This window comes from Nakamurella sp. UYEF19 (assembly GCF_040546275.1).
Classification (GTDB): Bacteria; Actinomycetota; Actinomycetes; order Mycobacteriales; family Nakamurellaceae; genus Nakamurella.
The window spans coordinates 1-11,498 of the sequence record NZ_JBEPNO010000051.1; the positions used below are offsets into that span (position 1 = coordinate 1).

An 11,498-nucleotide genomic window follows, 5' to 3' on the forward strand; every position below is an offset into this window, starting at 1 on the left:
GGCAGAACTCGCCTCGAAGTGACCTCAGGTGGCGAGCTCCCTGCCGATCAGCAACGCACTCGTCTACGCGATCTGCAGCACAGACTCGTTGTGGCCACGGGCGTTCTTCATCTTGTTGGGTCGGGATTGGAACCTAGTCGCTCATCTGAGGCGTTCCGGTTGGGGATCCCACTCTGGTCACCGATCCACGGTCCCGAATGCGGTTGCGGCGCCGCCCTGGACACGCTAGTACCGACCTTGACAACGCCCTTGGCCCGCGGCAGATCATGTAGTCATGAATCGTTGGAAACTGCTGGTGGCGTTACTCCTCGGCGCGACCGCGCTTGTCTGCACCTCCTGTACCCAGCAGCGGATCTGTAACGGGCCCGAGCAGCAGCCACCCTCCCTCCTCCTTGATGCCGGCACCTGGGCCGCGGCCCACCCCTCCGCGCAGCTCACTTCATGCCTGGCAGGGACCTGCACCCCGCCCGCGTCGAGCAAAGGGCTCGCTGAGCAGACAGCCGAGCCGATCGAGATCGTTCTCCCCCAAACGAGCGATCCGAGATCACCGGTGCAACTGAGCATCACCGCTAGCGAAGCCGGCCGTGACGTGGTGAAAATCTCCAGCATGATCACGCTGGACGAGACCGACGAGGCCGGTGCATGCGGAACCGTTTTGCAGTGGAAGACATCTGCGGAGCTGAAATCCAGCGGTGAGCTGGTGCTGAAGTAGCCGGCCGAGATCGGCCGTCCTCACGCGATGGCGGCTTCTACATCATAATCAATCGATCGACAGGTCGCCTCTCGCTGGACCGTCGCACCACCCACGCTGAGCAAGCCCGCCATGGCCCCGATCGACGAACGCTGACCGGTCACTCCTCGTGTCGCCAGTCGCCCGAGCGACGGGCCGGGATGGACTTGTGTCGGGTCACTACCGGCAGCTCCGCAGCAATCTGAGGGTCGCTGGTGGTACGGATGTGGTGAACACGGCGGGCCTTCCGGCCGTGTCTTGCGCCCAGGAGGTCAGCATGTTCGTCGGTGTCGACAGTTTTGTCTCGCGGGTCACCGATCCCGCCACCGGGCACGAGGTCCAGGCCCAGGAGCGGATCGCCCATCTCCTGGAGGAGATCGAGATGGCCGACCGATCGGGTCTGTACTCCTTCGGCATCGGCGAACACCACCGCGAGGAGTACTACGACTCGGCGCCGCCGGTGATCCTTGCGGCCGCCGCGGCGCGGACCTCGCGCATCAGGTTGGGCAGCGCCGTGACGGTGTTGAGCGCCGCTGACCCCGTCCGGGTGTTCCAGCAGTTCGCCACCCTGGACTTGATCGCGAAGGGCCGCGTCGATCTGGTGGTCGGCCGCGGTTCGTTCACCGAAGCCTTCCCGTTGTTCGGACTCGATTTGCGCGACTACGACTCGCTTTTCGCGGAGAAGTTGGATCTGTTGCTGAAGATCCGCGACTCGACGCACGTCACCTGGTCAGGGCAGCACCGCCCAGCGCTGACCGGCCAGGGCATCTACCCGCGTCCCAGCCAACGGTCACTGCCGATCTGGGTGGGGGTGGGCGGGACGCCGGAGTCTTTCGTCCGGGCCGGTGTATTGGGTCTGCCGTTGATGGTCGCGATCATCGGCGGCGAGCCACGCCAGTTCGCACCGCTGATCGACCTCTACCGCCGGGCCGGCGCCGAGGCCGGCCATGCTCCCGAATCCCTACAGGTGGGCCTGCACGTGTTCGGGTTCGTCGGCGACTCTGTGCAGGCCGCAGCCGACACCATCTACCCCGGGTGGTTTGACATGTTCACCAAGGTCTCGCAGGAGCGGGGCTTCCGGCCTCCGAGCCGCGCGCAGTTCGACGCCACCAGCGGACCCGACGGAGCCTTCTTCTTGGGTGATCCGGACACCGTCGTCGCCAAGCTCGGACGGGTGGCCGATCAGGTGGGCGGGGTGGACCGAGTGTCCATTCAGATGACCAACACGCGACTGGCGCACACCGATCTGCTGCGCGGGATCGAACTGCTCGGAACCGAGGTGGCTCCGCGGGTCGCATCCCTATGACACCCACAGCAATTGGCCGGCGTTCCGCTCGGCGTCCGGGTCCGCGAGGATCGGCAACCGGTTCGGTCGACGATCGTTCCATGATTCGTAGATGCTGCCCTTGATCCGGTAACCGCGTCGGTTGAACTCAGCATGCTCGGTCCCAGCGGTGCAACCTGGTGGGCCGGTCGGACCGTCAACTCCAGTACATAGTCGACCGGGCTGAGGAGGACCAGCAATGCGTGATCGAAGTCGAATGCGGTGCAACGTCGCGGTCGGTGTACTACTTGCCGTTACTGCCCTCGCCAGCTGCGGAAACAATGGGCAGCTAGCTCCGCCCGCCGACTCGTCCTCCACCCCTTCCGTCCAAGCCGAGCCGCTGGCCGGTACGGCCTGGCAGCTCGACGATTCTCGGGCGACTTTCAAGATCACCGGCGACCAGTTGCTTGCCACCAACGGTTGCCAGTATCTCCAGGGCGCCATCACAATCCAGCCCGACGTCATCACGATCAAGTCACCGGTAGCCTCCGCCGGCCCGGTCTGCGCGACGGTCGACCAGCCAGGTCTGAAGGTCTTTCCAGTACTGACTTCACATACCGTTCACTGGCAAGTGATCGGCGACCACCTCAAGCTCACCGACGCAGACGGCCATGCACTGGAGTACAGCTCGCGATGACAACAGGTCGCGCGGTGTGCAACGGACAAGTACGACGACACCACCAGGCAACCTCACCCCGACAGAACCCCGGGTATCTCACATTCAAGCATGACGCTCCTGATAAGGAACGGTGACCGGTACGGGATCGTAAAACCGAAACACTCATTGATGCCCAAAAGATCTCGATGTTCGAAGTCGTCTGCACAGCTGGCCAGAAGTCCTCCGGACGGCCGCCGGGTGATGATCGACCATCTGCGTCGCTGACGGCGGCTTGGGTTACCGCCGACACGATGTCGTTGCGCGTATCAGCGCACGAGCCGCCGCCGATACTTGGATCATGGCGAAGACGAGCGAGAAGGAACCGGAAACCATCACCGCCGACTTCGCGAGGCGGTGGTGGAAGTCGCTGATGGCGAACACGGTTGCGCTGGTCGAGGACGCGGCGCTACTCGCCTCCCATGACAGCCCCGGTCGGGCGCAGGCGCTGATCGTGCTCGCCATGGAGGAGCTCGCCAAGGCGCGCTGGCTGTACGAGGCGGCCGCGTACGAGTGGACGGCACCGCTGGGGCTTTACGGCCTCGAACCGCGGCCGGCTGGCAACGTCGTGCCCGAGGGACTGAGCTCGACCCGCCGGCCCCACGCCGAGAAGCTTCAGGTGGCCGAGCAGTTCGCCTCCGGCCTCGCGGGATTCTGGAGCCTGGAGCGCCGCATGGAGTACTACGAGCGTCCGGACCTGGAGACGTTCACGGCCACGGCGATGCAGCGGAACCTTGACAAGCAGGCAGGCCTCTACGTGGACCGGGACGGCGAGAGCATCACCAGCCCGCTCGCCATCACCGGAGGCGAGATCGCGGACGTCATCCGGCGAACGGCCAAGGTGGTGCAGATGCACCTGATCGAGGACCACACGCGTCAACAGGATGCGCCCGACGCTTCTCTGATCGATTCCGCTGAAGACCTGCACTGGGCGGTCATGCCGTACTCGGACCCCGAGCTGTTTACGGACTTCGTCGCCAGGCACCCGCCGAGCGGAGGCGAGTAGGCCGACGCGCCGGATCGGATGGCCTCTTCGGAACTAGGTGTACCGGAGCTCTACCCTGAGCCCGGAGCCGAGTTGCGGCCGCGAATATGTCACCAACGTGAGGCACAGCGCCGCCGCCCCATTGATCGCCGTGTACAGCTGTCTCAATCAAGGATCGCTCGTCGGTTGGCCGGAGGTCGACTACTATCCGACCATGCGCACGCGGGTTCGGGCGGTCAAGAGTTTGGCCGCCGCGCTACTGCTGATCGCCGCTGGCAGCGTTTCTGGATGTTCGACTCGCTCCGCAGGTTCCGCAGGTACTGATTCAAGTTCCGCCTTCTCCGCCTTTTCCAGGACGCAAGGCCCCAATGACTCCGTCCCGCCGTCGATGTGGTCTCCGGGCGACACCGCGATGGCTACTGACGTGCACACCGACCGACGGGTGGCCAAAAGCAAATCCCTGGCGGTGTACCTGGTTCACTCCGCGCCAGATGTTCTCTGCGTCGTCGTGCAGGAACTCCCCGGAGTCAGCACTGGCAGCCAGAGTTGTAACGCCGGGACCGACGTCGTCGCGCACGGTCTGGTGCAAGGCTGGTCCGGCGACGCCTCGGACCCAGCCACTGACCACACGCTCGTACTTGTCCCCGATGGCTACACCGCAGCCATCACCAACGGGACGTTCGAGTTGGCCGGGCAGGGCGTGCTAGTGGCTCAAGGGGACGGCGTAGAGGTGACGCTGACCAACAACGAGGGCCGCACGCTTCGCCTCTCCACCCCAGCCCGATCGCAACGCTGACTGGTGACGCGGTTTACAAGGGCTGCTCAACGTTGCTTCGGGTGGGCGGAGCTACCAGACTGCGTTGATGGCCGGGGCGGACGAGATGAGGCAGCTGGGTCGGTTCGACGTGCGCGCCGAAGACTTGGCGAAGCCGGGAATGCCTCTGGTTGACCTGATCGGTGAAGAGGGCGCGGAGAGCGTGGACAACATACTCGGGCCTCCACCGCCCGATGGTTGGCGGGTCATTGATGGTGATCTCGCTGCGCCACACCCGGATCCACCCACCCTTGCAGCCCCGTGGGTTAACCGAGATCCCAGCAAATGGATGATGCTCGAGGTGTACCGCTTCGAAGGCCGATGGCGAACGGTTGTCAACGGAACGGGGGAACTGACCCGGCCCACGAGGCAGTGTTCATCCCGCGGCAGGTGTCTCTCAGCACCGGGCGGCAGACAGGCCTGGGACGGGGCACTGCCACAACCCGATAGACGAACGGTCGGCGGGCCGCCGGCGTTCGTGGCTAAGTGGTCAGGTTCGTAAGTTCGTCGGTGGTCATGCGGCGGCCAATTGGTCGGTGTGGCGGTCCAGTCGTTGCAGGAAGTCGTTCAGGTCGGTGGTGGTGAACTTCCACTTGAACGCCGTGGCGGTCTGGTTGTAGCGGGTTTCGAAGTCGGCCAGGCGCCTGGTGATGACTTCGGTGTCAGTGAAGTCTTTGGGCGTCAATACTTTCCGTTGAACTATGGAGAAGAAGATCTCCACCTGATTGAGCCACGAGGCGTGCACCGGGGTGTGCACCATCACCGCATTCGGGAACTGCGCGGCCAGCCGGTCGACGGCCTTGCTTCCGCGATGTGAGGACCCGTTGTCGACCACCCAGAACACTCGCTTCGCCGAGCGGTGGGCTCCTGGGTCATCACCTGCGCCACGAGCGATTCGAACGGCACGATGCCGGTGGTGTCCTCGCACACCGGCCGAAGACTTTCGCCCGGTGGACGTCGTAGGCGGCGAGGTAGGCCACCGCGCCGCGGCGGTGGTAGTCGTGGTTCACCCGCATCATCCGGGCGCTGCCAGGGGCCAGGCTGGGGTGACAGCGGCACCGGGCCTGGATGGACGTTTTCTCATCCGCGGAGATCACGAACTCGTCGCCGGCCAACGGCTCGCCGTCCCATTGACGGCCGTAAAGTTCAAGGACCCGTTGGGCTTTGGTGGCGAAGTTCGGGTCGGTGACGAAGATCCACGACTGGTACTGCCACGGTTTGAGGGCCTCCTGATCCAGCCAACGCCGGACCGTCGAGGCAGAGATCCGGCTGCAAATGCCGTCGGTGATGACCTGCCGGGCCAGTTCCGGGGCCGACCACCGCGACAACGGCAGAGCACTTTCTGCCGCCGGCCGGCAGGCCAACGCCTTGACCTGCGCAACCTGCACCGGGGTGAACCTGGGCGGCCGGCCAGACCGTTTCGCATCGCCCAACGCCGGTAGGCCCGGCGCGGCCCGCCACCGGCGCCGCCACTTGGCGACCGTGTCGCAGCACACCCCCAGGCTCCCGGCGATCGCGGTGTTGGACCACCCCTGCGCGGCGAGCAACACCATCACCACTCGCTGCGCCACACGTTGCGGGGTTCTCCCGGCTCCCGCCAGTTGCAGCAACTCAACCCTCTGGGCGGGAGTCAAGGTGATCTGATCGGCGCTGACCGGGGACATCGAATCCTCCAACTCGGAAGTCTCATCTGTCACTCCAGCCTCATCAGTCACAGGTTCAGGGTGGTCAACGACACGCCGATGAGGCAGGATCACCTTTCATGGCCGCCCCACCCGAGTCGACGAAAACGTCTCTGCAGCAGCGTCTGTCCGGCCGCGCCCGGGAACGCTGGCCGCAACTGACGGGGGTGGACGTCAAATTCCGTGGCGGCTTCGCCTACGTCACCGGACGTCTACCCGACGACGAAACGCTACCGCTGATGCGCCTGAAATACGGAGGCTACGCAGCCTCCTGGGGATTCGCGGTCTACCTGGCCAGCAAAGACGGCTACGAACCCTCATTCCTACCGAACGGACAAATGGCTGGCCTACCCGAAGATGCCCTGGACTGCGCCTGCGGCCTCTACCTCGGCGACCCCACCGCCTGGACCTGAACCACCGACGAACTTACGAACCTGACCACTAAGGGGCCTGCCCGTTGTCGAGGGCGAGCCCGTGTCGCGTAGCGACCGCCGCGAGTCGCTTGTCCCGCGTCCACAGCCGGGCGTCGGCAGTGAGCATCGTTGCTGCCAGCAGGTGCGCATCGATATATCCAATGCCCATACCGAATAGCTGATGGGTGTCGATCAAAGTCAGCACCTCGAACTCTGTGGCGGACGTCGCTTGCGGGAGATTATTGAGCAGGCCGAGGATCTCGGTGCGCTGCGACAGATGGCCGAGCGCAATTTCACCTGTCACCCAGGGGTGGGCCAGAACCCGGCCATCCTGGAGTAGCGAGGCGAGCTCTGCGTCACCGCGGCGGAGATGGTCGATCCAGACCGACGTGTCGACAAGGATCACGCAGTCGTCTGACGGCGCGGTACGGGCGCCGCCTCCGGCTCACTTCCTGCAAGCCGCGCCAGCCGTCGAGCGCTCTCACGCTCGATCAATGCACCCAGCGCCTGCCGAACCAGCGCGCCCTTCTCGTTGGTCCCGGTCAGACGCTGAGCTTCCCGGACAAGGTCGTCGTCCAAGGCGAGGGTAGTTCTCATTTGGCCTCCTGGCACGGTGTACACCATCAAGTGATGACGGTACACGTGCGCAGTAACCCGGGCGTCGATAGCGGCCGGGAAGGCCGCGGTATAACGTCAGGCGCCGCCAGCGATACTTCCAGTCGTTCCGGTCGCCGATCGGTAATCGGAACTGGCGGACCAACGAAACGGCGCGGCTCGACATCGACACCTTTTGTGGTCATACTTGTGACTATGACGACTGTGATGTCACTTGCAAGCGTAAAAGCCCACCTGTCAGAACTGGTCGCGCGCGTGCACACACAGCACGAGCGGATCACCGTCACCGTGCACGGTGAGCCGTCAGCAGTCCTGATCGCCACCGACGACCTCGAGTCCCTCGAAGAGACGATTGCAATCCTTTCCGATCCGGGCACGATTCAGCGGCTGGCATCCTCTGATGCCGAGCTGGCACGCGGCGAAGGCGAGTCCGAGGCTGATCTCGCCCAGGCGATGGCGGAGCGGCGCAGGCGCTCCGTGTGACACACGCTGCGGGTCGCTATTCGCTCGTCATCACCCCCACTGCTCGGCGTCAGCTTGCCGATCGCCTGCCCGAGTCGGCGGCGTTCGCGGCGTACGAGTTCATCGTGGGGCCGCTTCTGGACAACCCGCAACGCGTCGGCAAACGCCTCCGACCACCTTTGAACGACCGTCACAGCGCCCGGCGCGGGACCTATCGCGTCATCTACCGGATCGATGACACCCAGCGAACCGTGACCGTCGTCGACGTTGCACATCGTCGCGACGCATACCGCGGCAACCACTGACAGATGTCGACGCCGCCCGCCGGCCCAGGACCGACCCGAGTGCTGCGGCCGTCCCAGTGCGGGCCAGGCGACCGGTCAGCGATCCATGAACGGATCGCCCGCACGGGTTCAAGGCCAGGCGCTGGTGATCGAGGAATCAGGTGGTGACGACGTCTGCAGAGGGCATGGCCCGAAGACGGCGGTCGGTGGTGACCAGCCGAAGATCGCGCACGATGGCCAGTTGGACGTACAAGGCATCGACCAGCCGCAGCTGATGCCGTCGCGACCAGGCGCCAATGACAAGTTCACCGACACCGTGCCGTTGGATCGGGGCTGCCACGAGGTCACGCAGCTTGGATTCGACGTCTTCGGCCTCGAGGTCGCCAGCCCGATGCAGTCGTCCTAGTGCAGAGAGAACCTCAGCGTCGAGGTGGGCCGGCGCGTGCAGCGCGTATCCCGCGAGTCGCAGGCGAACGGCGCTCCCCAACTCGTTGTCAAGCAGTAGATCGACCATTGCGGATGCGTCGACGACTACCTCAGCCATGGCGCGTCGGAGCCTCGTCCCGCGCGGCGTCAAGCGCATCGAGGGCGCGGTCGTGGGGTACTCGTCCAGTCGAGGAAGTAGTGGCCACCGTGGCAAGCCAGGCATCGGTCGTGCGCTCGGCGAGAGTTCGCCTCACGGCTTCTTGGGTCACCGCCGAAAGGTTCAGACCCGCCTTCTTGGCTTCTGCCGCGAGCTCGTCCGGGAGGTAGACGTTCAGTCGAGTCACAACACACAATATACACACGCTGCCATAGCGTTCCGGAAGCCGATCCGTATGCGGGACGGTCACCGTGCCTGCGGTCAGGTGGTCGTAGCCGTTGAGAGTCGAACCGGAATGAGGGGTTTGGCCGAGACGCAGTTGGAGGCCCGGCAGGCCGGTGGGGTTTGCGGTTGATGCTGCTGTCCGCATTTGCTCGAGGTGGGCATCGTTATCCTGCGATCAGGTCGAATTCGTTGCCTTCGGGGTCGGCAAAGGTCGTCCAACCATCGTGGTGCTGGAGCGCTGATGCTCCGAGGCTGATCAGCCGTCGGGTTTCGGCTGGGAAGTCTGTAGTGATCAGGTCGAGATGGAAACGGTTCTTGACCGTTTTCGCCTCGGGTACCTGATGAAACGCCAGCCGTGGTCCCGACAGGGCAACCTCGGCGGGGGCCACCACGGCATGCTCGGCGGTTGCCCCGTCCTGGACCTGACGGTTCAGCACGTGCGCCCAGAATGTAGCCGATGCTGCGGCGTCCCTGGCATCGAATGCGGCACCGAAAAGTGTGCTGGTCATTAAATTTCTTCTTTCGTTGGGAGGATTTAGATTGTCGATGGGGTGGTTGTTGGGGTGGGTCAGACGGCGGTGCGTCCCCCGTCGACGGGGATGGTCGCTCCGGTGATGTAGCCGGCATCGGCGGAGGACAGAAATGCGACGACGTTGGCGATTTCGCTCGGCTGTGCGGCCCGACCCAGCAGGGTGGTCTGGCCCAGGGCGACGGTGTTGGCCTGATCGGCGCCTTCGGTGAAGACGGGGCCAGGAGCGACGGCGTTGACGCGAATGCCGGCGGCGCCGTACTCCGCGGCCCAGGACCGGGTCATGGCCGTCAGAGCTGCCTTCGTCGCGCTGTAGGCCGCGCCGCCGGCCAATCCGATCGTTCCGGCCATGCTGCCCAGGTTGATGATGCTCGACCCGTGGGCCATGGTCGGCGCGAGGGCTGCGGTCAGCAGGTAGGCGGAGCGCACGTTGCCGTCGAAAAGCCGGTCATAGGTGGGCACGTCCAGTGAGTTGCTCGCACCGAACCAGGCCGACCCCGCGTTGTTGACCAGGATGTCGATCGGGCCGAGGTCGGCGGCCAGCGCGGCGATGGCCTCCGGATCGCTGAGATCCGCCGCGACGAATCGGGCGTGGCCTCCGGCCAATTCGATCTGTTCGACCACGGCCACACCGCGGTTGGCGTTACGCCCGTGGATCAGCACGGTCGCACCGTGAGCAGCCAATTGGAGCGCGACGGCCTTGCCGATGCCGGACGTTGCTCCGGTGACCAGTGCGGTGCGTCCGGCGAGCGGCTGAACGGTGGTGGATGTTGACATTGGCGATGCTCCTTCGATTACTTGTTTGAACCACTTGGTTCAACTAGACTCGAACTTAGACCGGACGGTTCAAACACACAACGAGATGCCGACCACCACTGTTTAGAAGTCATGGTCTAGTTAAGGAGCGATATGGCAGCCCCTGTTCAGCGCCGCCGCACCGCGAAGGAACGCCTCCTGCGGGCCGCCGATGAACTCTTCTACGCCGAGGGCATCCACGCCGTCGGCATCGAGCGGGTCCTGGAGCGGGCCGGTGTCGCTCGTGGGTCGCTCTACTACTCCTTCAAGGGCAAGGACGAACTCGTCCAGGCCTACCTGACGCGTCGGCACAGCCTCTGGGTCGAACGGGTTTCCGCCGGTATCTCCGACACCAACGACCCACGTGAGCGGATCTTGGCCGTCTTCGATGTGCTCGCCACCCTGTTCTCCGAACCCGACTACCGCGGCTGCGCGTTCATGAACGCCACCGCCGAGGCCGTTCCGGGCAGCGTGGAGGTCCAAGTCGCAAAGATCTTCCGCGGATGGATCCACGAGCTGTTCCTGCAACTGGCAACAGACACCCGAACGCCTCACCCAGCCGAGCTGGCCAACACGCTCGTGATTCTTTACGACGGCGCAGTAGCCAACGCTCAGATGGACAAAAACCCGGACGCGGCCAACATCGCCAAAAGCACCGCCAACCTGGTCATGGACTCCGTCAAAGCTCAGCCTCCAACACCAACGGAAGTCCACTCAGGTGAGCTCACAGCTGGCTGAGCGGCGCCTCATCGCCCTGGAATCAGATAGCTCGACCACCGCCTGCAACCCGTAGCGCCCCAGGTCAAGGTCGACCAATTGCGTTTGCCGGAACAGACCGCGGGGTGCGCACCGCACGCAGACCCCGGATCTACGCCCCTCGCCACCTTACGAACATGCCTCCAGGCGTCCCGCACCGCAACGGTAACCGGGCGGCCCGGTGAGCAATGGTCAGCTGGTGCTCGCCCATCTGTCAGTGATCTCGCCCCGTGCGGGTAGCTGAGACTGGACCTATGCCGACGGTCCTAGGATTGCTCGCTGTCGTGTGACCTCTGCACTCAAGCCTGAAGGCCAGATGTCAATGAACGAGGCCATTCGCGGATCCCACCACTGCGAGTCTTCGACAAAGGACACGGCAACGGCGTTCTGGACCTGCCGATCGCCGTCTCTGAGCGCAAGGTCCAAAACTGACAGTCCGGCGATGACAGCGGTCATGTCGTCGGCTTGAAACCGATCCAGCAGCATTCGTCGCAAGTCGGCGACCAACAGATGTAGCAACACCTCGCCCTCTTGATCGGCTAGATGATTGGTAACTGGTCAGGTCTGAGGCCTCGGATCGGCTCCGACCTACCTCGTGATCGACATTTGTTTCTGAAGTTCCACGGAGTGTCGGCGCGCCACGAAA

The 11,498-nt window shown here is 64.4% G+C and carries 17 protein-coding genes and 1 pseudogene; 9 read left to right on the plus strand and 9 right to left on the minus strand.

The window, feature by feature from the left end; translation table 11 throughout:
* The first annotated feature begins 274 nt into the window (after positions 1-274).
* The 5 genes from ABIB25_RS28845 to ABIB25_RS28865 all read left to right on the plus strand — a co-directional run bounded on the left by ABIB25_RS28845 (position 275) and on the right by ABIB25_RS28865 (position 4,490).
* Positions 275-712, plus strand: a complete 438-nt coding sequence (locus ABIB25_RS28845) for a hypothetical protein (protein ID WP_354531955.1) — start codon at positions 275-277, stop codon at positions 710-712.
* Positions 713-1,007: 295 nt separating this feature from the next.
* Positions 1,008-2,036 (plus strand): Atu2307/SP_0267 family LLM class monooxygenase, encoded by a 1,029-nt coding sequence (locus tag ABIB25_RS28850; RefSeq protein WP_354531956.1) that lies wholly within the window; start codon positions 1,008-1,010, stop codon positions 2,034-2,036.
* Positions 2,037-2,253: 217 nt separating this feature from the next.
* A complete protein-coding gene (locus ABIB25_RS28855; RefSeq protein WP_354531957.1) occupies positions 2,254-2,691 on the plus strand; it encodes an META domain-containing protein in 438 nt (145 codons plus the stop codon).
* Positions 2,692-3,010: 319 nt separating this feature from the next.
* Complete coding sequence (locus ABIB25_RS28860) at positions 3,011-3,715, plus strand: AbiV family abortive infection protein (protein WP_354531958.1); 705 nt, start codon at positions 3,011-3,013, stop codon at positions 3,713-3,715.
* Positions 3,716-4,106: 391 nt separating this feature from the next.
* A complete protein-coding gene (locus ABIB25_RS28865; protein ID WP_354531959.1) occupies positions 4,107-4,490 on the plus strand; it encodes a hypothetical protein in 384 nt (127 codons plus the stop codon).
* Between the two features lie 532 nt (positions 4,491-5,022).
* Here the strand turns inward: ABIB25_RS28865 and ABIB25_RS28870 are convergent.
* Both ABIB25_RS28870 and ABIB25_RS28875 read right to left on the minus strand, forming a co-directional pair.
* The gene (locus tag ABIB25_RS28870; RefSeq protein WP_354531960.1) at positions 5,023-5,343 is read right to left on the minus strand and encodes a transposase; all 321 of its coding nucleotides are present in this window, start codon (positions 5,341-5,343) and stop codon (positions 5,023-5,025) included.
* A 40-nt stretch (positions 5,344-5,383) separates the two neighbouring features.
* Positions 5,384-6,205, minus strand: a complete 822-nt coding sequence (locus ABIB25_RS28875) for a helix-turn-helix domain-containing protein (RefSeq protein WP_354531961.1) — start codon at positions 6,203-6,205, stop codon at positions 5,384-5,386.
* Positions 6,206-6,270: 65 nt separating this feature from the next.
* Here ABIB25_RS28875 and ABIB25_RS28880 point away from each other — a divergent pair, with 65 nt between their 5' ends.
* Positions 6,271-6,603, plus strand: coding sequence for a hypothetical protein (locus tag ABIB25_RS28880; RefSeq protein ID WP_354531962.1), 333 nt, complete (start codon positions 6,271-6,273; stop codon positions 6,601-6,603).
* A 28-nt stretch (positions 6,604-6,631) separates the two neighbouring features.
* Here ABIB25_RS28880 and ABIB25_RS28885 read toward each other — a convergent pair whose 3' ends face one another.
* Together ABIB25_RS28885 and ABIB25_RS28890 are read right to left on the minus strand one after the other, a co-directional pair.
* Positions 6,632-7,009, minus strand: a complete 378-nt coding sequence (locus tag ABIB25_RS28885) for a type II toxin-antitoxin system VapC family toxin (RefSeq protein WP_354531963.1) — start codon at positions 7,007-7,009, stop codon at positions 6,632-6,634.
* A complete protein-coding gene (locus ABIB25_RS28890; RefSeq protein ID WP_354531964.1) occupies positions 7,006-7,200 on the minus strand; it encodes a type II toxin-antitoxin system VapB family antitoxin in 195 nt (64 codons plus the stop codon). Before ABIB25_RS28890 ends, ABIB25_RS28885 begins: the two co-directional genes overlap by 4 nt.
* A 213-nt stretch (positions 7,201-7,413) precedes the next feature.
* Here ABIB25_RS28890 and ABIB25_RS28895 point away from each other — a divergent pair, with 213 nt between their 5' ends.
* Positions 7,414-7,701, plus strand: a complete 288-nt coding sequence (locus ABIB25_RS28895; RefSeq protein ID WP_354531965.1) for a type II toxin-antitoxin system Phd/YefM family antitoxin — start codon at positions 7,414-7,416, stop codon at positions 7,699-7,701.
* On the plus strand, positions 7,698-7,985 hold the full coding sequence (locus ABIB25_RS28900; protein ID WP_354531966.1) for a type II toxin-antitoxin system RelE family toxin: 288 nt from the start codon (positions 7,698-7,700) through the stop codon (positions 7,983-7,985). Before ABIB25_RS28895 ends, ABIB25_RS28900 begins: the two co-directional genes overlap by 4 nt.
* A 136-nt stretch (positions 7,986-8,121) precedes the next feature.
* Here ABIB25_RS28900 and ABIB25_RS28905 read toward each other — a convergent pair whose 3' ends face one another.
* From ABIB25_RS28905 to ABIB25_RS28920, 4 genes are all read right to left on the minus strand, one after another.
* Positions 8,122-8,508 carry a type II toxin-antitoxin system VapC family toxin gene (locus ABIB25_RS28905; RefSeq protein ID WP_354531967.1) on the minus strand — a complete coding sequence of 129 codons (387 nt, stop codon included), beginning with the start codon at positions 8,506-8,508 and terminating at the stop codon, positions 8,122-8,124.
* Positions 8,501-8,734 carry a type II toxin-antitoxin system CcdA family antitoxin gene (locus ABIB25_RS28910; RefSeq protein WP_354530441.1) on the minus strand — a complete coding sequence of 78 codons (234 nt, stop codon included), beginning with the start codon at positions 8,732-8,734 and terminating at the stop codon, positions 8,501-8,503. Before ABIB25_RS28910 ends, ABIB25_RS28905 begins: the two co-directional genes overlap by 8 nt.
* 202 nt (positions 8,735-8,936) lie before the next feature.
* Positions 8,937-9,281, minus strand: coding sequence for a VOC family protein (locus tag ABIB25_RS28915; RefSeq protein WP_354531968.1), 345 nt, complete (start codon positions 9,279-9,281; stop codon positions 8,937-8,939).
* A gap of 59 nt (positions 9,282-9,340) precedes the next feature.
* Positions 9,341-10,078: an SDR family NAD(P)-dependent oxidoreductase gene (locus ABIB25_RS28920; RefSeq protein WP_354531969.1), complete on the minus strand. Its 738-nt coding sequence runs from the start codon at positions 10,076-10,078 to the stop codon at positions 9,341-9,343.
* A 132-nt stretch (positions 10,079-10,210) separates the two neighbouring features.
* On the opposite strand from ABIB25_RS28920, the gene ABIB25_RS28925 reads away from it, so the two are divergent.
* Entirely contained in the window at positions 10,211-10,834 is a 624-nt protein-coding gene (locus tag ABIB25_RS28925) for a TetR/AcrR family transcriptional regulator (RefSeq protein WP_354531970.1), read from the plus strand.
* A gap of 270 nt (positions 10,835-11,104) precedes the next feature.
* On the opposite strand, the pseudogene ABIB25_RS29285 reads toward ABIB25_RS28925, so the two are convergent.
* Positions 11,105-11,377, minus strand: a pseudogene (locus tag ABIB25_RS29285) (DUF7674 family protein); the annotation flags it as partial.
* Positions 11,378-11,498 lie beyond the last annotated feature (121 nt).

Excerpts from the sequence above, each read along its gene's own strand:
- ABIB25_RS28880 (WP_354531962.1), top strand. The coding sequence starts at position 6,271 with ATGGCCGCCCCACCCGAGTCGACGAAAACGTCTCTGCAGCAGCGTCTG.
- ABIB25_RS28925 (WP_354531970.1), top strand. The coding sequence starts at position 10,211 with ATGGCAGCCCCTGTTCAGCGCCGCCGCACCGCGAAGGAACGCCTCCTG.
- ABIB25_RS28845 (WP_354531955.1), top strand. The coding sequence starts at position 275 with ATGAATCGTTGGAAACTGCTGGTGGCGTTACTCCTCGGCGCGACCGCG.
- ABIB25_RS28890 (WP_354531964.1), bottom strand. The coding sequence starts at position 7,200 with ATGAGAACTACCCTCGCCTTGGACGACGACCTTGTCCGGGAAGCTCAG.
- ABIB25_RS28920 (WP_354531969.1), bottom strand. The coding sequence starts at position 10,078 with ATGTCAACATCCACCACCGTTCAGCCGCTCGCCGGACGCACCGCACTG.
- ABIB25_RS28905 (WP_354531967.1), bottom strand. The coding sequence starts at position 8,508 with ATGGCTGAGGTAGTCGTCGACGCATCCGCAATGGTCGATCTACTGCTT.
- ABIB25_RS28915 (WP_354531968.1), bottom strand. The coding sequence starts at position 9,281 with ATGACCAGCACACTTTTCGGTGCCGCATTCGATGCCAGGGACGCCGCA.
- ABIB25_RS28850 (WP_354531956.1), top strand. The coding sequence starts at position 1,008 with ATGTTCGTCGGTGTCGACAGTTTTGTCTCGCGGGTCACCGATCCCGCC.
- ABIB25_RS28860 (WP_354531958.1), top strand. The coding sequence starts at position 3,011 with ATGGCGAAGACGAGCGAGAAGGAACCGGAAACCATCACCGCCGACTTC.
- ABIB25_RS28865 (WP_354531959.1), top strand. The coding sequence starts at position 4,107 with ATGGCTACTGACGTGCACACCGACCGACGGGTGGCCAAAAGCAAATCC.
- ABIB25_RS28895 (WP_354531965.1), top strand. The coding sequence starts at position 7,414 with ATGACGACTGTGATGTCACTTGCAAGCGTAAAAGCCCACCTGTCAGAA.
- ABIB25_RS28855 (WP_354531957.1), top strand. The coding sequence starts at position 2,254 with ATGCGTGATCGAAGTCGAATGCGGTGCAACGTCGCGGTCGGTGTACTA.